The organism is Mediterraneibacter sp. NSJ-151 (genome assembly GCF_022487435.1).
In the GTDB taxonomy this organism is placed as follows: Bacteria; Bacillota; Clostridia; order Lachnospirales; family Lachnospiraceae; genus Schaedlerella; species Schaedlerella hominis.
Genome location: NZ_JAKVPP010000011.1, coordinates 14,622 through 33,912 on the forward strand (window position 1 = coordinate 14,622; position 19,291 = coordinate 33,912).

A 19,291-nucleotide genomic window follows, 5' to 3' on the forward strand; every position below is an offset into this window, starting at 1 on the left:
CTCTTTCTATTATCCGCGTGTACTATTTTTTATCACGCACACGCTCTCTGATATTCTTTTAATTTTTCTTTTGCTTCTTGATTCAAATATTTCGGCACTTGAATTTCCACTGTGACATACTGATCTCCATGCACGGATGCATTTTTCATGGAAACAATTCCTTTTCCTCTTAATCGAATCTTGCTTCCTGACTGTGTTCCTTCTTTAATCTTGCACATCACATCGCCATACAACGTGTGTACTCTTGCTTCGCCTCCGAATACTGCTGTTGTATATGGAATTTGTATCGTTGTATAAACATCCAAACCTTTTCGTTCATATCCCGGTTTATTGGCAACTGTCACTTTCAAGAACAAATCTCCGGCTTCGCCGCCCTGAAATCCCGGCTGGCCTTTTCCTCGAAGCCGTACACTTTTTCCGGTATCAATACCGGCCGGAATGTGTACTTTTAACGACTGACTGCTTCCATCTGATGGATTTTGTAATGTAATTATCTTATCACAGCCAAATGCTGCCTCATCAAATCCTACTGTTACATCTGCGTGGATATCGGAACCTTTTTGTGGTGCATTTTGATAATATTGCCCGCCAAAGCCTTTGCTTCCGCCACTTCCAAAGCCTTTGAAACCACCGGTACTTCCGCTTCTAAAACTGCCAAAACCTTTGCCGCTTTCATCACCATGGAAGATATTTCCAAACATATCATCAAAAATGTCTCCCCTGTCACTGCTGTTGAAATGATATTCGTGATAAGCGCCATTCGCATCTTGATATGCTCCGCTGTAAGAGCCGCCAAAACCAGAACCATAATTTCCTGCATTACCTTGATATGCTCCATTTGGTGCACTTCCGTCAAATGCTGCATGACCAAACTGATCATACATTTTTTTCTTTTCTTCGTCACTTAATACATTGTACGCTTCTGTAACTTCTTTGAATTTCTGTTCTGCTTCTTTATTTCCCGCATTCGTATCAGGATGATATTTTTTTGCAAGCTTCCTATAAGCTTTCTTGATCTCTGAGGCACTTGCACTTCTACTAACCCCTAATACATCATAATAATCCCTCTTTGCCATTCATATCACCTCCTGATATTTTTTCAAAGCATTGCCTTAACAGCATCTATCAACTTATTTCAAATCAACAACACGTAAAATTTTTCTCTTATTTAGAAAAAGCTCCCCAGGACTTCCCAGGGAGCTCTTTTTATCCTATCCCTCAATGGTTACAAAGTGGTTCGCTTCCACTTCTTTCTTCTCCTCTTTCTTCGGGATATCGAGTGTCAAAATACCATTCTCAAATTTTCCATGAATGTCCTTCTCTGTAACGCCTTCGCCTACATAGAATGTACGGCTTGTGCTTCCTGAATAACGTTCCTGTCTGAGATATTTTCCTTTCTTCTCGTTATCGTCTTTTTCAAGACCTTTCTCTGCACTGATAGTCAAATAACCATCTTTCAATTCTACCTGAACCTGATCTTTCTTGAATCCTGGTAAATCTACTACCAATTCATATCCATCATCATGTTCCTTAATATCTGTTCTCATTACATGTGCTGCATGTTTTCCATACAACTTTTTCTCTACATCCGGGAATGAAAAATTCATCCAGTTATCCCAATCGTTCCAATCATTTAAAAAGCTTTCTCCAAAAATACTAGGTCTTAACATAAGTCATCTCTCCTTTTTTTGAATCCATATATGTTAGCACTTTTGATTATCAAAAATGTTGTGTTCTTGAACTTTCAGATCTGAGGCTTTCTCTTTTATTTCCCTCTTCCTTTGTTCTAGTTGTACTATAGCACCTATTATTAGCACTGTCAATGGGTGAGTGCTAATTTTTTGTGAAGATTTTGTGAACGCTACAAGTCATGCAAAATGCCATCGACAGTTATGGCTTCCGCTACTGCGGAATTATCCATGTTGCCGACGGCACACCAAGAAATGCTTATGATTTAGTTTGATTTTCATCGTGACGTATTCGCATGTAAAATTGCTGCGCAGTGCCCTATCCGGCAATCAGCATACACAGTGGCATTGTCAGGATTGAAAGCAGCGTTGTCACTGTAAAAAGCTCTGTCGCATAATGATCATCATGCTCATACATAATCGCCATCGTAATCGTCATGGCACCGGCCGGACACGCTGCAGTCACTGCGGCTACTGTCCGCATCTGATCATCAATCGGCAGAAATCTCAGTAACAAACAGAACAGACCTGCCGAAACGATCAGGCGCAGTAACGCCACGAAAAAGAGTCTTCTTTTTGTCAAAACCTCCTTAAAATTCAGCTGTGTCATAATCGCGCCGGACAAAAGCATCGCCAGCGGCGTATTCATATCGCCAATGGCACCCATTGCAAAATCAATACTTTCCGGCAGACGAATCTGAAAAATAAAGAATACCATACCTGCGATGACCGCAATGAGGCACGGATTAATCAGCTTCTTCAGCTGAAAACCACCTTTATCCAACAGCATGATGCCATGTGTCCAGCAGAAAATATGAAAAACGGCGACAAACACGGTTGCATAGATAACACCGATATTTCCAAAAAGCGCATAACCAAGCGGAACCCCTATAAATCCACAGTTATCATAGGTCACTGCAAACTTCTCAATTGACAGATCATACCCTTCTCTCTCATGCAAAAGGAAATGACCAATCATAATGGAAATCAGATAACTGATGACGGCCAACACAAAAAGAAGGCCCATTTTTTTCAGCAACTCACTGTCATACTCCATCTGAAAGGAAGTAAAAATCAAAATAGGATTCACAACCAGTGTACTCAGTCTAGACAAACGCTGTTTTGTATAATCATCAATGATTCCCATCTTATAACAGATCACGCCTACAATCATAATAATAAAAATAGAAATAATCTTTCCAAATACCGTTGCAACTATCATTCGCTATGCTTCGCCTTTCTCTTTAACTGTCCATTTTTTCAACTCATATAATACTACATACCGATATTACCGGTCAACAAGCCGATCAGCACCTTCATGTCGATGACGTGAATGAAACCTTGCAGATCTGCTCCGCATTACACTTCAGAACAACCGTCGGCGCATATTCCAATCTGTTTTTCAACGTCACGCCGCGAATCGTCAGCGGCTGAAAAAGATGCGGATATAAATTCTGATTCATACTCATCCCCCATTATTTACTGTCAAATATATCACTATGATTCTTATCTTTACTATGAGTATAGCAACAGAAAATGGTGTTGTAAAATGCCCGTTTTGATATTGAGATATAACCGCGGCGACATAACTTATTACATTTTTGCATCCGATTTATTTAAAACCCTAAAAGCAGCGAAAGGCCACAACCCAAATGGGCTGCGGCCTTTTTGATTCAGGACTTGCTTAGAATTCCTGCGCTTCATATACATTTATTTTTTACTGGATAGAAATATATTTCTTCTCTTCTACAGCAGGTTTTGCTTCTTTCTTAGGTACGAACAGTGTCAGAATACCATGTTCAAAGGATGCCTTGATATCCTCTTCTGTGATATCTTCGCCAACATAATAGCTTCTCTGACATGCGCCTGCATAACGCTCACGTCTGATGTACTTGCCTGTCTTCTTGTCTTCCTTATCTTCATCAAGACCCTTTGCTGCACTGACGGTCAGGTAACCATTATTCAATTCAGCCTTAATCTCGTCTTTCTTGAAGCCCGGAAGATCAATCTCAAGTTCATAGCCATTGTCCAGTTCCTTGATATCTGTCTTCATCAGATTGCCTGCATGGTGACCATACAGTTTCTTCTCTGCCTTATCTTCTGCTCTGTTGTCATAATAAAATGGAAAATCAAAGAAATCATCAAATAAATTATTGTTAAAAATGCTAGGTAACATAAGTCATATCTCCTTTTCAATCAAATATCTATATTCCAATCTGTTAACTGTTATTGTCTAAAAACATCTGAGCCGATGAATCATTATCCCTCAATGGATATATATTTCTTCTGCTCTACTGCAGGCTTTGCTTCCTCTTTCGGAATTTCAAGCTTCAAGGTGCCATCCTCGAACTTAGCCTTGATGTCTTCCTGTTTAACACCTTCACCAACATAGAAGCTTCTGCTGCATGAACCGCTGTAACGTTCACGTCTGAGATACTTGCCCTCCGAGTTCTTCTCATCTGTCTGCTTATTCGATACAGCACTGACGGTCAAGTAGCCATCCTTCAGTTCAGCTTTCACATCTTCCTTCTTTACTCCCGGCATGTTCATCGTTACTTCATAACCATGATCTGTGTCTTTCACATCTGTGGTCATCAAACCTGCTGCATTATAATTATAATTTCCATCAAATGGGAATCCAAAAAAGTCATCTAACAAATTCTCTCCAAAAATACTAGGCATTAACATAAGTCATATCTCCTTTCAAAAGATATCTTAAAATCTAATCATGCACTTTCGGATTGCTCCTGAGTGTTATCAACATTTTCAACTCCGGATTCGGAACTCTTCTTTTTGTTCCTCTTCCTTTGTTCTAGTTGTACTATAGCACCTATTATTAGCACTGTCAAGAGGCGAGTGCTAATTTTTTTGTGAAGATTTTGTGAACGCCTTGAACCATGCAAAATGGTGAAAAAAACGCCCTGCAAGTTTCTTCTACAGTAAAGCAACTTTCACATATTACCTATGAACCAGTATCCCTCTACCTCTGCACTCTTCCACTTCCATCACTGTTCATAAGTGCCAGTACTTCTTTTTCCGTCGTATAATTGATGTCCCCAGGCATCGTATGTTTAATCGCAGATGCTGCAATGGCAAATTCCAGTGCATCCGAAATACTCATTTTAGAAAGATATCCATGTAGAAATCCTGCTGCGAAGGAATCACCTCCACCTACGCGGTCAACAATATGAAGTGGATACGAACTTCCTGTATAGAGTCCTTCTTCGCTGCATACTGCTGCTGATAATGTATTATCAGAAGCACTGATACTTTTTCTCAATGTCGTGATCAGGCACTTCAACTGATATTTTTCCAACACTTTTTTCATATTTTCTTCATTTACACAGATACTATAATCTCCGTCAATCAGATCCACTCCCAGAACTGAATATCCGAGACATTTTGCTGCATCTCTTGCATTTCCAAAACAGATGTCTACATACTTCATCATTTCTGCAAGAGATTTCTGCTTTCCTTCAATATCTTCTGTCCAAAGTCTCGCTCTGTAATTCAAATCAAAAGATGTCGTAACTCCATACTTTTTTGCTTTTTTCAAAGCTTCTAGTGTAAGTAACGATGTATCCTTACTAAGGACCGGGGTGATTCCTGATACATGAAATAAATCTGCATTTTTAAATACGCTTTCAAAATTAAATTCTTCTGCCTTTGCCTCTGTAATCGCAGAATCCTGTCTGTCATATATGACGCTTGACGGACGGACAGATGCTCCGTTTTCAAGGAAATAAATTCCCAGACGCTTTCCTCCTCGAGCAATCTGTGAGCAATCTACGCCGACTTTCTGCAGCTGTCCAATTGCAGCATCACCAAGCGGATGATCTGGAAGTTTGGAAAGAAATACAGCCTGATGGCCAAATTGCGCAAGTGATGCTGCGACATTTGCCTCTGCACCTCCATAACAGACATCAAATAACTGTGCCTGTCCAAATCTCTGATTTCCGGGAGGAGAAAGTCTCAACATGATTTCTCCAAGTGTAACAACCTTTGCCATGATTTCTCCTCCTATTTTAATTTCTTCCTTGCCTCTGAAACGAGTTCTACCGCTTCACGGACCAGTTTTTCAATTTCATCATATTTTCCTTCACATATCAGATCCTTTTTCACCATCCAGCTTCCGCCGCATGCAAGAATTGCCGGACACTCTAAATAACTACTTACATTCTTTGGATTGATCCCTCCTGTCGGCATGAATCTTATATTAGAATACGGAGCTGAAATTGCTTTAATATAATTCAGTCCACCTGCCGGTTCTGCCGGGAAAAATTTCACAACACTAAGCCCAAACTCCATAGCCACTTCTACATCACTTGGTGTAGAACATCCGGGAATGATTGGAATTCCTCGTTTCACACAATAATCTACGACTGTAGGATTTAATCCCGGGCTGACAATGAATTTTGCTCCCGCTTCAACTGCTCTGTTTACCTGATCTGTTGTAAGTACAGTTCCGGCACCAACAAGCATCTGAGGATATTTTTCTGACATCACACGGATAGCCTCTTCTGCTGCTTGTGTTCTGAATGTAACTTCAGCACATGGAATTCCACCATCACACAAAGCTTTCGCAAGCGGAGCAGCATCTTCGGCCTGGTCCAGAACAACAACCGGTATAATTCCTGTTTCTTTAATTTTTGAATAAATATTCTCCATCTTCTATAATCTCCTCTATCTATATACAACAGCCGGCAGAATTACTTATCCTGCCGGCTTCATTTATAAGTTAAAATCGGAAATACATTTCTGCATTATCATGGCAGACTCTCTTAATCATCTGTTTCAGATATTCCATATCTTTTGGATATTCACCATTTTCTACCCATGAACCGATCTTGTTGCATAGAATTCTCCGAAAGTATTCATGTCTTGGAAATGACAGAAAGCTTCTGGAATCGGTAAGCATTCCTATAAAGTTTGCAATCATTCCGGTATCTGCCAGTGCATCCATCTGATCTTCCATACCACGCTTATGATCGCAGAACCACCAGGCTGTTCCTAGCTGTACTTTTCCGCGGATTCCATCAGAATTGCTTTGATAATTTCCTGCCATAGCGGCAAGCATCGGACCATCTTTCGGATTCAGATAATACAGGATTGTTCTCGGAAGACTATCTGTAACATCCATAGAATCCAGCAGCCCTGCAAGTTGCGGTGCATAGTTGAAATCATTCAGGCTGTCACACCCGATATCTGCACCCAGTTTTTCATATAATCTTGTAGAAGTATTCCGCAGCGCACCAATATGAAGCTGCATTGCAAGAGATCGCTCTGCATACATCTGACCAAGATTCTTTAAAACAAAACCTCGAAATGCAGCTGCTTCATTATTTGTGATTGGAGTATTGCCTAATGCCTTCGTATAAATGTATGCTACTCCCTCAAGTGTCGTATCCGGACGATAGAAATCCTTTTCCAGACTATGATCCGTTACATGACATCCTTTTTCCACGAAATAATCCAGTCTTTTCTCAAGGGCCTCAAACAGTCCGTGCAATGTTGTAATATCAGTTTTTGCAACTTCCCCAAGATGTGTAATATAGTTTGAAAATCCTGGATTTTCAATATCCAGTACAGAGCCCGGGCGAAATGTCGGGAGCACTTTAAATCCAAGTGTCTCGTCCTGTGCCAAAAGCTTATGATATTTCAGATCATCCGCCGGATCATCTGTTGTGCAAAGCACTTCTACATTCTGCATCCGAAGAAGATTTCTAACGGAATGATCCGGTCTTTGCAACTGTTCTTTTCCAATCTGCCAGATTTTCTCTGCTGTAGCCGGTGAAAGTGTTTCATCAATATTAAAATATCTTTTCATTTCCAAATGTGTCCAGTGATATAGTGGATTTCCTATACTGTTCTGCACAGTCTCTGCCCATGAAAGAAACTTTTCATAAGGATCTCCATCTCCCGTAACTAATTTTTCTGGTACACCATTGGCACGCATCCCTCGCCATTTATAATGATCTCCACCGAGCCATACCTGTGTCAGATTCTCGTAACACTGGTCTTCATAGATTTCTTTTGGACTCAGATGGTTATGAAAATCAATGATTGGCATAGTCTCTGCTGCATTGTGATAAAGCTCCTTTGCTGTCTCATTCGTCAGTAAGAAGTCGTCATGAATAAATGATTTCATTAAAGAGCCTCCATTTATTTTTCCCATACATATTTTTTCAAAGTTTCTCTGACTGCACCAGTTCCCTGTAGCATCTCTTCAAAATAACCACATACCTTTTCTGCAAGCCCTACTTCGTAAAGGTCCACACCAAAGATCTTCTTGTCCTTCAAAATCGGACGGATTATTTCTTCTATCTCAGCAGTTTCACCAAGCTGTATCTTAGAAAATACCGGGCTCAGGCTCTGCAACATCGGATCCGGACTAAGTTCGAATGCATTTCCATTATCATCCACAGCAAGCAGATAGCGAAGCCATCCCGCAAACACAAGTGGAATCAGCTTCAAGTCTGAAGTTTTCAACTCTTCTGATTTTTCATATGCTTTGATTGTCTCACCAAAACGGATGGAAAGTTTTTGTGAAGTATCTGTCGCAATTCGCTGTGGTGTATCCGGCATAAATGGATTTGGAATTCGAATTTTTAAAACTGTATCAATAAAATCCTTTGGGTTAATAATCTTAGGATCTGTCACAACCGGAAGCCCTTCTTTGTATCCGATTACTTCAACCAGTTGTCTAAGATCTTCATCTTTCATCTCATCGGCAATAAGCTGGAAATCCAGCAGACATCCAAATACTGCAAGAGCAGTGTGAAGTGGATTTAAGCAGGTACATACTTTCATACGCTCAACTTTATCTACTGTCTCACGATCTGTAAAAATCAGTCCGCCCTTTTCAAGTGCAGGTCTTCCATTCGGAAATGCATCTTCAATTACGAGATACTCACATTCTTCTGCATTCACGAACGGTGCAACATAAGTGTTTTTTGAAGTGATAATCGGAGCCACTTCTTCCACACCATCGTTCTGAAGTACTTCTTCCACAGAGGCATTTGGACGTGGTGTGATCTTATCAATCATAGACCATGGAAAAGATACTTCCTTTGGATTGGAAACATATTCCACAAATTCCTGTGAAACAGACTTGTTAGAAGCCCATCCCCTTGCAAATGTGAGGATGGCAGTACTCAGCTTGTCTCCATTATGAGAACAGTTGTCAGTACTTACAAATGCGATTGGTTTTCTTCCGTTTTCAAAACGTGTATAGAGAAGAGACGCTACTTTTCCCATGTAGCTGCATGGTTTTTCCGGTCCATTCTCAATATCTTTCTTTACATCCGGAACAGCCTCTCCATGTCTGTCAGTCACACTGTAACCTTTTTCTGTAATAGTAAATGTTGCCATCTGAAGGGAATCGGAAGCAAAGATTTCTTTTAGTCTTCCAAAAGCGTTTTCATTTTCACTGTCCAGTGCAAGAGACTCAACGACACTTCCCGTTACACTCTTTTCCATTGTTCCATCTGCTTTTAAAGTTACAAGGATAGAATAATCGTCATGCGGATGGTTCATCTTCTCAATAATCTCATAATCATATCCTTCTGCCACAATAAGTCCGCGCTCAAGCGCACCTGCATCCAACAAGTTCTGGACTACGTTTGCATGGAATGCGCGGAAAATATTTCCTGCACCAAAATGTATCCAGAACGGATTTTTCTTTGTAGCATCTGCAACCTTTTCACGATTGTATTTAGGAAGCTGATAACCTTTCTCTTCCCATAAAGCATGATCTTTAAGACCTTCCTTATACAACTTCATGCCTTTTCTCCTCCTTTGTGATTGCTTCCCACAACCCATTAAGATAAGTTGCCCCGAGTGCACGGTCATATAGACCATATCCTGGCATTGCCTTTTCTCCCCAGATCATTCTTCCGTGATCCGGGCGGATCGGTCCGTCAAATCCGATATCATAGAGTGCTTTCATGATCTCAAACATATCGAAGGAGCCATCTGATGAGAGATGTGCAGCTTCTTCAAAATTCGTCGGTGTATGGAACTTCAGATTACGCACATGCGCAAAGTGAATTCTTCCCTTTAAGGAACGAATCATATCCGGAAGATTATTTTCACGATTTGTTCCATAAGAACCTGAACAGAATGTAACACCATTGTGCGGATTGTCAACCATATGCATCATACGAAGAATATTTTCCTTGTTAATAATGATACGAGGCAGTCCGAACACACTCCATGCAGGATCATCCGGATGGATTGCCATGTAAATATCATATTTATTACATACAGGCATGATACGCTCAAGAAAATACTTCAGATTTTCAAAGAGCTTTTCATCGTCAATATCTTTATACATTGCAAACAGTTCTTTGATATGTTCCATACGCTCTGGCTCCCAGCCCGGCATCACTGTGCCATTCATATCGGAAGCAATCGAGCCAAACATGTCTTCTGGATTCAGTGCATCAACAGCTTCCTGTGTATAAGCGAGAACTGTTGATCCATCCGGTCGCTTACGGGCAAGCTCTGTTCTCGTCCAGTCAAAAACAGGCATGAAATTATAACATACCAGATGGATATCCTCTTTTCCAAGATTCTCCAGTGTCTCAATATAGTTGTCAATATATTTATCTCTGTCTGCACTTCCTGTCTTGATTGCATCATGTACATTCACACTCTCAATACCTGAAATATGGAGTCCTGCCGCTTCTACTTCATCTTTCAATGCACGAATACGTTCCCTGCTCCATACCTCTCCCGGATCTGTGTCATACAATGTTGTGATAACTCCTGTCACTCCCGGTATCTGACGAATCTGCTCCAATGTAACAGTATCAAATTTTGATCCATACCATCTAAGGGTCATTTCCATAACTCTGATCATCCTTTCTATAATGCCTGCGGATTTCTCGCGGTCGCATCTGTTAGTTTTCTTTCTTAATTCCCTGCAAAATGCGGTTCACCTGTTTAATGCTTTCATCGTCTGCACCCGATTGCTTGAGCAGACTTATGAGTGTCATGCGTCCCATCATTCTCTGCAGTCCCGGATTGTCTTTTACTGCATCTGCCACATCTCCGCGGTCAGAAGCTCCTTTTGCCATCATTTCATCAATGATTGCACCTGCTTTTGGATTTGCTTTAATCTCTGCTAATTTATCATTGATTGAAAAACATTCCGGATCTAACTCATCTGCATCAAACCAGTTCGTAACCGGACTACGTTTTATAAAAATGTAATCTTGGTTTTCTTCTTCCACTTTTTTCACTGTAATGCTGTCTGTACAAGAATCTGCAATTGCAGTAATCTTATGCTCACCTGAGATTGGCACATTGAATTTGAAAATTGTTTTTCCTGTCTGTGTCTCAAATTCTTTTCCATCTACAACCAATGTTATTTTGGACTGGTTGGAATATACTTTCACTTCCGTTACATCTTCTGTACGGTCTACATAGCGTTTTCCACATAAATGTACGAATGGTTCTTTCTTATTCCATGCTGCTTTATACAGGTAAAATGCATCTTTTTTTGTCTTGCGGTCAATTGTCACAAGACCTTTCTGGTTTTCTCCATGTTTGCCGCCTTCATCTCTTCCATCTGCTGCAAAATCAAATAGATTCCATACATGTGTTGCCCATAACCACGGACGTTTTTCAATCATCTGAAGGATGTGTTCATGGTATACTGCCTGATAGCTTTCTGTATAATCGCCTTTCTCCGGTACCGCTGCCTGATACTGTGGATTCGCATCTGCACCATATTCAGAAAATCCAATCACTCTGTCCGGATATTTTTCGTGATATTCATCAAAGAATTCATCGTTCTGCTCCAATTCTCCAAGATACCATCCGAAATACAAGTTATAACTATTGATATCCGGAATCTCCAGAATCGGGGAATCCGTCTCGAGCATAAATACATTTGCCATTGTAGTAAGACGCGTGCTGTCCAGTCTGTGACACAGATTATTCAATAATCTGTGGTTTTCCAAAAGGTCATCATCTACCGCACTGGCAGCTGTGATTTCATTGGAAAGTCCCCAACAGATAATGGATGGATGATTGTAATTCTGTACCACCAGTTCTTCCATCTGGGAAAGTGTATTTGCACGTCCATTTTTCATGTGCATTGTAATATACGGTATCTCTGCCCATACAATCAGTCCATTTTCATCGCACAGATCATAAAATTCTTGTGCGTGCTGGTAATGCGCCAAACGAAGTGTTGTGGCTCCGATTTCTTTTATGATTTCCATATCCTTTTTGTGATGTTCAATCGTAAGTGCATTTCCAACCCCTTTGAAATCCTGATGTCTGGAAACACCACGAAGCAGATAAGGATGTCCATTTAAAAAGAAACCTTTCTGTGGATCTATATAATATTTGCGACATCCAAAACGAGTGCTAACGATGTCTCCATTTTCCATAAATGCTTTTGCGGTATAGAGATATGGATCATCCACTCCATCCCAGAGATGTACATTTTCAATCACAAATTCTGCCTTTGCACGTCCATCTTCTAACGAAGCATTTATTTTCTCCTGATTTACTTCAAAGGTAACCATATCTGCGTCACCACATACCCAGGCCTCAACTGTCACAACAGCTTTCTTTTCTTCCAAATTAACAACCGGTGTTACTTTGATCCCCTGTGAACCGCAGTAAGCAAGCTCAAAATGTGTTTCCGGAACAATGATTAAATTTACATCACGGTAGAGTCCACCATAAAATGTAAAGTCTGCTGTCTGAGGATATACTGTCGTATTGTTCGAGTTATCAACAGAAACAACCAGTGTATTCTCTTCTTCCAGTCTTTCTGTGATTTCTACACGAAACGTAGAATATCCGCCTTCATGACGGGATATTTTTTCTCCATTCAGATAAATTTCTGCTGTCATTGCAGCTCCACAAAATTCGAGATAAGCTTTATCTGTTTCATTCTTTTCCGGTTTTGCAAATTTTTTAACATACCAGCATGTTCCACGATGATAATCATTTCCGCCATCCTGTCCGTCAACCGCATTCCAGGTATGTGGGAGAGCAATGCTCTCCCCTTCTCCCTTTGCTGCTTCCACTTCGTCAGCCGCATTTTTTATAAATTTCCAATTATCATTAAATGATACGATATTTCTCATATTTTCTAATTCCCTTCTGTCTTTGCCGCATTCTTTTTATTTTCAATACGCTTCTGTACAGCAATCATTTCTTCTTTGCCGAGCTTACAGAACTTCATAGCGATTAGTGTACAAATCCATCCTAAGATTGGAAGTCCAAATGTGATGAACATTGTCAGCCATAAAATCTGCGGTGTACAGGTTTCTCCCGGCTGTGGCATTGTCTCCGTATAACCAATCACAGCAACTGCCCCCGCTGCAATCAATGCGCTGACAGAAGAAATAATTTTGTCCAGGAAACTATAAACACCTGTGACAACTGCTGGAATATAACGACCGCTGCGGTCAAGCTCATAGTCGATGATATCTGACATAAACGATGTATTTGCTGTTGAAACACACATCATTGCGCCATTTTTACAGAATGTAAGTAAAACATAAACAATCGTCATGGCGCCCATCTGTGCAATCTTACTTGGGTCGATTGCTACAAAGAACAGAAACATCACAACAGATACACCAACGCTGATTTTTGTCCATGTAACGATTGTTCTCTGGCTTCCAACCTTTCCGGCATACTTTGCGCCTACTGCTGCAAAGATGATAGATGGAACCATTCCTATTACTGTAAGAATAGAAGAAAGTCCCATATTGCCAATTATAATACCGTAGAGCATTGTTGTGATAACTGCCTGTGTTGCTGTCTGCTGTGCCAGCTTATCAGAAGCTGCGGATACAATATAGCACTGAAGTGGACGATTATCCTTCAATACTTCAATCATATCTTTTACTTTCAGTGGTTCTTTCTTTTCCTGAAGACCAACAAAATTTTCTGGTTTGTCATATTCTGAAACTGCGATGCATACAAGAATTACTCCGATTCCTGCAATTACAAGACAAAGCTTACATGCTGCTGCCAGAAATTCAAGATTATATGTTCCACCGAATTTTGGAAGTAGAACTGCATTTAATACAATACTTAAAATCATCGGTGTCATATAGTTCACAATTGTTGTCCATACACCTACTGTCGGGCGCTGCTTCGGATCGTTTGTAAGAAGCGGCGGGATTGTCTGTGCTGTCATATTTGCCAATGTGTAACCAATAACATAAAATACATACAGAATGACAAATACTGCAACTCCAAATCCTTTTCCTGCTGTCCAGTCATACATTGCCAGAAGTGCAATTGCCTCAATAATAAAACCACTGATTAACAGAATACGGATTTTTCCGTATTTCGTATTTACTCTGTCATATACAAATGCCAGCATCGGATCTGTAATCGCATCCAGGATACGTGTACTTGTCAGTATTACTCCGACTGCTACTGTAGCAATTCCGAATCCAACGCTTGCTGCATAGCTTGCCATACCGATTAACTGGTAGATTCCCATTCCTACCAGACCATTGCAGGCATACAAAAGAATCTGCCATAATTTTGCGCGTCTATACTGAACGCCATCGATCTCACTCTGTGTTCGTTTTTTTGTTTTCGCCATAATTTTTCTCTCCCTTGTCCTCCATACATCTATTCGTTCTTTGATGTGTTTTCTTCATGATGTTACTATAGAATAATTTTGTATATTATGCTGTTCACAAATTCACAAAGATGTTCTGTAATTCATGCATATTTCATAATAGTATGAATTTCAAAACATTTTACCAAAAAATTGAACATTGAAGGTACTTTCCTAATATAGAAAAAGCAAATGAAACAGACACATCCTAATGATGTGCTGTTTCATTTGCGGTATATTTTCCGATATTCTGTTGGAGACATTCCTGTCATTTTCTGGAAACAGGTATAGAAATAGCTTCTCGTACTAAATGCAAGTTCATCACTGATTCCCTGAATCGTCTTTTCTGTACTGGACAGAAGGCTTTTTGCCCTCTCAATCTTATTCTTCTGAACATATTCCTTCACACTATTGCCAATTTCTTTTTTAAACTTATGTGAAAAATAATATTCTGTATATCCTGTATTATTTGCGAGATCTGCAATCGAAATTTCTTCTGTCAGATGATTCTTTATATATTCACACGCATTTCTCATCAAATTAGAAACAGACGGATTATTCTTCATTTCCTGTACACGACTAACATAATCATCCAACATCTCTGAACATAATCTGTTCGTATCTGCCATTGATTTGCAGCACTCAATTTTCTTGGCATAATAGTCATTCAGATCATACGCAATATCTGGAGACAACCCTCCATAAATACATGATCTGGAACATAAAGTTAGTAAAACAAGACAATTATTCTTGTGGCTACGGAGTGCATCTCCAATATTCGCCTTTACACCATGGCTTAAGGTATATGATTTTTGAAGCACTTCTTTGTACTTCAGATTTCCATCTGCCAGCATCTGGCAGAAAAGCTGTTCATTCGCCCATATTCCGGCATGAGAAGTACTTTTTACAGCAACTTTCTCTTGTCCGGATGGATTGTTTGACAAAAAAACGACCTCATTCATTGCAATCCTCTGTTGATTCAGACAATAATGAAGCATTACTGCATACTGTATCACAATATTAGAAGGGACTGTCGGAATTTTTTCAAAAATTGACAGTATTGCAATACGCAGTTTTACAGACAATTCATAAGAATCCAGTTTTTTCTGGAGAAGCAGATGATCATTCTGTCCACAAAAAACCGGACCGACTATGTGGATTCTGACCGGATTTCCATTTTCCAGTTGAAACCCGGCAATCCACATAAGACTGGCATCTGTTTCCAGCACAACTGGAACATATTTTTTTTCAGACAAATGTTGGAAGAGCAAGTCTTTAAAATTCACAAACTCAAAGAAATCGCAGGAAAACAAAGCATTCTCCCAATCTGTTTCCAACAGATTAAAATCCAGATCAAAGCTCCAATGATGCAGTTCATAATTGCAATTAATCAATTCCAGAAAGAAAGAAATCTTATCCTTTGTCTCCATACTACTTTTCTCCTTTGTATTATTCAAAATATGGTGCAAGAAGTTTTCTGTCATTATCGCAATTACAGCGTATAACTGCACCTTCCAATAATTCTGGCTGGTTGCAGACAGAATATAAGATAAACCGGCTCAGAGAAGATTTCAATGCAAGTTTATCTCCTTCTGTCGACTCAAAAAGCACCTCCTGTTCACACTTTGTCACATCTTCCAGAAATGTTTTCAGATTAATTGTATTTTTAAATGGAAACACATATTCCATAAAATGCCCTCCCTTATCTACCTGAAAGATCCAAGATATGTAAGACTCTTTTTCGGTATTCTTGTCTGTGTAGAACGGTCCACTGCAATAAGACCAAATGTCATAGAATATCCTTTCTGCCACTCAAAATTATCCAGCAAACTCCAATGAAAGTACCCTTTTACCGGAATGCCATCCTGAATACAGTTTTGAACACCCTCAAGTGCTTTTTCGATAAACGCAACTCGTCTGCTGTCATCATCTGTCGCAATTCCATTCTCTGTCACAAGCAGCGTTCCTTTAAAATTCTCTGCAACCTTGCGGATTACATGTTCAAGTGCTTCCGGATAAACTTCATAGTTCATCTGGGTAAGTTCAGCTCCTTCCGGAGAAGGCATTCCACCTTCCGGTCCAAATAAAGAACGGGTATAATTCTGTACTCCAAGAAAATCATCATTCTGAATATATGGAAGATAATGTGTGAATTCATTTTCCCATTCTTCTTCAGCAAAAGGCTCTCCTCCTGCCTGGACAACCTGCATATCATGAAGACTTAAAGTAAGTCCCACCTGAATCTGCGGTGCCAGTTCTCTAATTACTTCTTTTGCAGCCTGATGTGCTTTCATGACAAGAATATCACTCTCCACAGAACGCACTGAAGTAAAATTGGCAACTTTTTCTACGCCAAATACTTTTTTATTTTCTTCTGCTGCTTCCTTCTGCTCCTCCATCATTTTCTGTAAATTAATACCAACCTGAACTGTACCATCTGCATCATCTTTGCCGGCAGTTTCCTGCGCTTTTGCCATCTGTGCCATCATCTGGCGTTTATAGCGTTCGGCAATTGCTGTAATCTGCAGTCCCATATTTGCTTCGTTGATTGTGCAAATATAATTAATCTCATCTCCCAGTTTTTCAATCACATAGCGTGTATAACGTGCAAAATCATCAATTGTAGTTTCTGCTTCCCAGCCACCTTTACTAATCAGCCATATCGGGCTTGAAAAATGATGCAATGTAACAACCGGCTCTACCCCATATTTTCTACAACATCTGATTACGCTGCGGTAATGTTCAACTGCCTCTTTGCTGAAAACACCTTCTTCCGGCTCAATCCTCGCCCATTCCAGTGAGAAACGATAAGCATTCAATCCCGCCTCTGCCATTAATTTAATATCTTCTTCGTAACGATTGTAATGATCCACTGCATCCAGAGAAGGCTCTACATAACTTGTATGTTCCATATGTTCCATTGCCCAGCAGTCACTATTTGTGTTGTTTCCCTCTACCTGGTGTGCTGCTGTCGATGCCCCGAGTAAAAATTCTTTTGGAAAATGTGTCATTTAAATATCCTCCTTAATTCTTTATTATTTCACATGTCGCATGAATGACAACAATGTATATTCTGTATAATTTTCATATTCATAATAAATCTTTTTTCTACTTCTTGTGTTAAATAATTAAGGATGATGTTCGTTTTTTCGTTAAATACAGTCTGTATAACGAATTATAATACATTTACACGAAATTAAGAACACAAAATCATAAAATTTGTTGTATTCTTAATAAAAATAGGAAAGAAGGATTAAGATGGCAATAAGAGCAGTACAACAGATTATGCTTGGAAGCGTGACAAAAAACGAAAAAGAAACACTAGAAACATTAAACCGAATAAAAAAAGCCGGCTATGATGGGATTGAGTTGAACGGATTTATGATCCGGCCCACTTCATTTCTGGTTCGTATAATGACAAAGATGGCCGGAATGCCTGTCGGAAAAGGTGGCAATTACGACTGGGCTTCCCTTGTAAAACAAGCAGGGCTTCAGGTTGTCAGTGTCCATGAAGATCTTGGAACTATTCAGCGTGAATCTGACACTGTGATTACCGAAGCAAAAAATTTCGGTACTGACAAAGTTGTTATCACAGGAATGTACCGCTTTGATTATTCAGACAAAAACACTGTATTAAAACTTGCGCGTGATTTAAATGAAGCCGGTAAAACGCTTAAACAATCTGGAATCCACCTGCTTTATCACAATCATAACTGTGAATTTCGTAAAGTGGAGTCTGAGAAAACAGCCTATGACCTTCTGTTCGAAAATACAGATCCCGATCTGGTCGGATTCGAGTTTGATTCCTACTGGCCTACAGAAGCCGGCATATCTGCCATTTCACTTATGAAAAAATTAGGTAGCCGCATGAAATTATACCATATTAATGATCGTGGAACGAGACTGGAAGGAGCATCCATGACACCAATTTTAAAATCTGACAGTATGGAACTTGGCTATGGTAATATGAATTTGAAAGAGCTTGTAACACAGGCGTTGCGTGTAAATGTGGATGCCATTATTCTTGAGAGTCATAAAAACTGGATTGATAAATCTCCTTTAAGATCTTTGGAAGTCAGTTCTGAATTTATGAACCGTGAAATACAAGGACTTTCCTAATATAAAAAAAGCTGGTGCTTCAAACGTTTTTTACGTTGAACGCACCGGCTTCTTTTCTTTTATTACTCACGAATCTCAGGATGTTTCCATGTTGATACATTCATGTGACCTGCCGATAATGCTCCGTCTACAGGAATGGCTGCTCCTGTGATATAACGTGACAAATCACTTGCAAGGAAAAGTGCCAGATATCCACATTCTTCTGGGTTTCCAATCCGTCCTGCCGGACAGTCCTTTGCAAAAAATGCCATTGCCTGCTCCGGAGCATTTCCAAAGATAGACGTCTTCGTATATCCAGGACAGATTGCATTTACAGTAATTCCATATGGGGCATAGTCGAGTGCTGCTGCTTTCGTCATGCCAACAACTCCATGCTTTGTTGCTGTATAAAGAGCCTGTCCTCGCTGTGGGATAAGACCTGCAATGGATGCCACATTGATTAGAAATCCACCCTGACTGTGGGATTTAAAGATTGCTTCTGCCGCATATTTCATTCCGGCGAATACACCTTTACTATTGAGTTCAAAGATTTTGTCATACTCTTCCATCTCATATTCATGCAATGGACGGCCTCCTTGCCCGATTCCTGCATTATTCACAATTCCATCCAGCTTTCCATAATGCTCTACTGTTCTATCAATCAAATTTCTAACCTGACTGTTCTCACTGCAGTCCGTCTGTACAAATATTGCATCTCCACCATTCGCACAGATTTTATCTGCTACTGCCTGTCCCTGTTCTATATTTATATCTGCACAGACTACTTTCATTCTATTTTCTCCGAAAATCTTTGCAACTGCCTCCCCAATTCCGCTGCCCGCTCCTGTAACAATTGCTACTTTTCCATTTACACTTGAAAAATCCATCTTTCTTC

Annotated in this window: 18 protein-coding genes; 1 reads left to right on the plus strand and 17 read right to left on the minus strand. The window is 39.9% G+C overall.

The window, feature by feature from the left end; all coding sequences use genetic code 11:
- Nucleotides 1-32 precede the first annotated feature (32 nt).
- From LQE94_RS11650 to LQE94_RS11725, 16 genes are all read right to left on the minus strand, one after another.
- Nucleotides 33-1,076: a DnaJ C-terminal domain-containing protein gene (locus tag LQE94_RS11650; RefSeq protein WP_240577777.1), complete on the minus strand. Its 1,044-nt coding sequence runs from the start codon at nucleotides 1,074-1,076 to the stop codon at nucleotides 33-35.
- Between the two features lie 135 nt (nucleotides 1,077-1,211).
- Nucleotides 1,212-1,670 carry an Hsp20/alpha crystallin family protein gene (locus LQE94_RS11655; RefSeq protein WP_240577778.1) on the minus strand — a complete coding sequence of 153 codons (459 nt, stop codon included), beginning with the start codon at nucleotides 1,668-1,670 and terminating at the stop codon, nucleotides 1,212-1,214.
- Nucleotides 1,671-2,007: 337 nt separating this feature from the next.
- A complete protein-coding gene (locus LQE94_RS11660) occupies nucleotides 2,008-2,910 on the minus strand; it encodes an AEC family transporter (protein ID WP_240577779.1) in 903 nt (300 codons plus the stop codon).
- A 94-nt stretch (nucleotides 2,911-3,004) separates the two neighbouring features.
- Complete coding sequence (locus LQE94_RS11665; protein ID WP_240577780.1) at nucleotides 3,005-3,151, minus strand: hypothetical protein; 147 nt, start codon at nucleotides 3,149-3,151, stop codon at nucleotides 3,005-3,007.
- Nucleotides 3,152-3,405: 254 nt separating this feature from the next.
- Entirely contained in the window at nucleotides 3,406-3,864 is a 459-nt protein-coding gene (locus LQE94_RS11670; RefSeq protein WP_118725160.1) for an Hsp20/alpha crystallin family protein, read from the minus strand.
- Nucleotides 3,865-3,947: 83 nt separating this feature from the next.
- Nucleotides 3,948-4,376, minus strand: coding sequence for an Hsp20/alpha crystallin family protein (locus LQE94_RS11675; RefSeq protein ID WP_118738326.1), 429 nt, complete (start codon nucleotides 4,374-4,376; stop codon nucleotides 3,948-3,950).
- Nucleotides 4,377-4,668: 292 nt separating this feature from the next.
- Nucleotides 4,669-5,697, minus strand: coding sequence for a sugar kinase (locus LQE94_RS11680; RefSeq protein ID WP_121056587.1), 1,029 nt, complete (start codon nucleotides 5,695-5,697; stop codon nucleotides 4,669-4,671).
- An 11-nt stretch (nucleotides 5,698-5,708) separates the two neighbouring features.
- The gene (locus LQE94_RS11685) at nucleotides 5,709-6,356 is read right to left on the minus strand and encodes a bifunctional 4-hydroxy-2-oxoglutarate aldolase/2-dehydro-3-deoxy-phosphogluconate aldolase (protein ID WP_118725158.1); all 648 of its coding nucleotides are present in this window, start codon (nucleotides 6,354-6,356) and stop codon (nucleotides 5,709-5,711) included.
- A gap of 70 nt (nucleotides 6,357-6,426) precedes the next feature.
- The gene (gene uxaC / locus LQE94_RS11690; protein WP_118737749.1) at nucleotides 6,427-7,836 is read right to left on the minus strand and encodes a glucuronate isomerase; all 1,410 of its coding nucleotides are present in this window, start codon (nucleotides 7,834-7,836) and stop codon (nucleotides 6,427-6,429) included.
- 14 nt (nucleotides 7,837-7,850) lie between these two features.
- Nucleotides 7,851-9,470, minus strand: a complete 1,620-nt coding sequence (locus LQE94_RS11695) for a mannitol dehydrogenase family protein (protein ID WP_118737750.1) — start codon at nucleotides 9,468-9,470, stop codon at nucleotides 7,851-7,853.
- On the minus strand, nucleotides 9,457-10,539 hold the full coding sequence (gene uxuA, locus LQE94_RS11700; RefSeq protein WP_118737751.1) for a mannonate dehydratase: 1,083 nt from the start codon (nucleotides 10,537-10,539) through the stop codon (nucleotides 9,457-9,459). Before uxuA ends, LQE94_RS11695 begins: the two co-directional genes overlap by 14 nt.
- 52 nt (nucleotides 10,540-10,591) lie before the next feature.
- The gene (locus LQE94_RS11705) at nucleotides 10,592-12,799 is read right to left on the minus strand and encodes a glycoside hydrolase family 2 protein (protein WP_117991510.1); all 2,208 of its coding nucleotides are present in this window, start codon (nucleotides 12,797-12,799) and stop codon (nucleotides 10,592-10,594) included.
- A gap of 5 nt (nucleotides 12,800-12,804) precedes the next feature.
- Nucleotides 12,805-14,280: an MFS transporter gene (locus tag LQE94_RS11710; RefSeq protein WP_117991513.1), complete on the minus strand. Its 1,476-nt coding sequence runs from the start codon at nucleotides 14,278-14,280 to the stop codon at nucleotides 12,805-12,807.
- A 242-nt stretch (nucleotides 14,281-14,522) separates the two neighbouring features.
- On the minus strand, nucleotides 14,523-15,728 hold the full coding sequence (locus LQE94_RS11715; protein WP_117991517.1) for a helix-turn-helix domain-containing protein: 1,206 nt from the start codon (nucleotides 15,726-15,728) through the stop codon (nucleotides 14,523-14,525).
- Between the two features lie 19 nt (nucleotides 15,729-15,747).
- Entirely contained in the window at nucleotides 15,748-15,987 is a 240-nt protein-coding gene (locus LQE94_RS11720; RefSeq protein WP_117991520.1) for a hypothetical protein, read from the minus strand.
- A gap of 17 nt (nucleotides 15,988-16,004) precedes the next feature.
- Nucleotides 16,005-17,309: a glycoside hydrolase family 1 protein gene (locus LQE94_RS11725; RefSeq protein WP_118725153.1), complete on the minus strand. Its 1,305-nt coding sequence runs from the start codon at nucleotides 17,307-17,309 to the stop codon at nucleotides 16,005-16,007.
- A gap of 247 nt (nucleotides 17,310-17,556) precedes the next feature.
- On the opposite strand from LQE94_RS11725, the gene LQE94_RS11730 reads away from it, so the two are divergent.
- Nucleotides 17,557-18,417 carry a sugar phosphate isomerase/epimerase family protein gene (locus LQE94_RS11730; protein WP_117991525.1) on the plus strand — a complete coding sequence of 287 codons (861 nt, stop codon included), beginning with the start codon at nucleotides 17,557-17,559 and terminating at the stop codon, nucleotides 18,415-18,417.
- 62 nt (nucleotides 18,418-18,479) lie between these two features.
- On the opposite strand, the gene LQE94_RS11735 is transcribed toward LQE94_RS11730, so the two are convergent.
- Nucleotides 18,480-19,283: an SDR family NAD(P)-dependent oxidoreductase gene (locus LQE94_RS11735; protein ID WP_118688736.1), complete on the minus strand. Its 804-nt coding sequence runs from the start codon at nucleotides 19,281-19,283 to the stop codon at nucleotides 18,480-18,482.
- Nucleotides 19,284-19,291: the final 8 nt, after the last annotated feature.

Bases quoted from the DNA above. Each gene is read 5' to 3' on its own strand.
- LQE94_RS11650 (WP_240577777.1), bottom strand. From the start codon at position 1,076: ATGGCAAAGAGGGATTATTATGATGTATTAGGGGTTAGTAGAAGTGCA.
- LQE94_RS11655 (WP_240577778.1), bottom strand. From the start codon at position 1,670: ATGTTAAGACCTAGTATTTTTGGAGAAAGCTTTTTAAATGATTGGAAC.
- LQE94_RS11660 (WP_240577779.1), bottom strand. From the start codon at position 2,910: ATGATAGTTGCAACGGTATTTGGAAAGATTATTTCTATTTTTATTATT.
- LQE94_RS11665 (WP_240577780.1), bottom strand. From the start codon at position 3,151: ATGAATCAGAATTTATATCCGCATCTTTTTCAGCCGCTGACGATTCGC.
- LQE94_RS11670 (WP_118725160.1), bottom strand. From the start codon at position 3,864: ATGTTACCTAGCATTTTTAACAATAATTTATTTGATGATTTCTTTGAT.
- LQE94_RS11675 (WP_118738326.1), bottom strand. From the start codon at position 4,376: ATGTTAATGCCTAGTATTTTTGGAGAGAATTTGTTAGATGACTTTTTT.
- LQE94_RS11680 (WP_121056587.1), bottom strand. From the start codon at position 5,697: ATGGCAAAGGTTGTTACACTTGGAGAAATCATGTTGAGACTTTCTCCT.
- LQE94_RS11685 (WP_118725158.1), bottom strand. From the start codon at position 6,356: ATGGAGAATATTTATTCAAAAATTAAAGAAACAGGAATTATACCGGTT.
- uxaC (WP_118737749.1), bottom strand. From the start codon at position 7,836: ATGAAATCATTTATTCATGACGACTTCTTACTGACGAATGAGACAGCA.
- LQE94_RS11695 (WP_118737750.1), bottom strand. From the start codon at position 9,470: ATGAAGTTGTATAAGGAAGGTCTTAAAGATCATGCTTTATGGGAAGAG.
- uxuA (WP_118737751.1), bottom strand. From the start codon at position 10,539: ATGGAAATGACCCTTAGATGGTATGGATCAAAATTTGATACTGTTACA.
- LQE94_RS11705 (WP_117991510.1), bottom strand. From the start codon at position 12,799: ATGAGAAATATCGTATCATTTAATGATAATTGGAAATTTATAAAAAAT.
- LQE94_RS11710 (WP_117991513.1), bottom strand. From the start codon at position 14,280: ATGGCGAAAACAAAAAAACGAACACAGAGTGAGATCGATGGCGTTCAG.
- LQE94_RS11715 (WP_117991517.1), bottom strand. From the start codon at position 15,728: ATGGAGACAAAGGATAAGATTTCTTTCTTTCTGGAATTGATTAATTGC.
- LQE94_RS11720 (WP_117991520.1), bottom strand. From the start codon at position 15,987: ATGGAATATGTGTTTCCATTTAAAAATACAATTAATCTGAAAACATTT.
- LQE94_RS11725 (WP_118725153.1), bottom strand. From the start codon at position 17,309: ATGACACATTTTCCAAAAGAATTTTTACTCGGGGCATCGACAGCAGCA.
- LQE94_RS11730 (WP_117991525.1), top strand. From the start codon at position 17,557: ATGGCAATAAGAGCAGTACAACAGATTATGCTTGGAAGCGTGACAAAA.
- LQE94_RS11735 (WP_118688736.1), bottom strand. From the start codon at position 19,283: ATGGATTTTTCAAGTGTAAATGGAAAAGTAGCAATTGTTACAGGAGCG.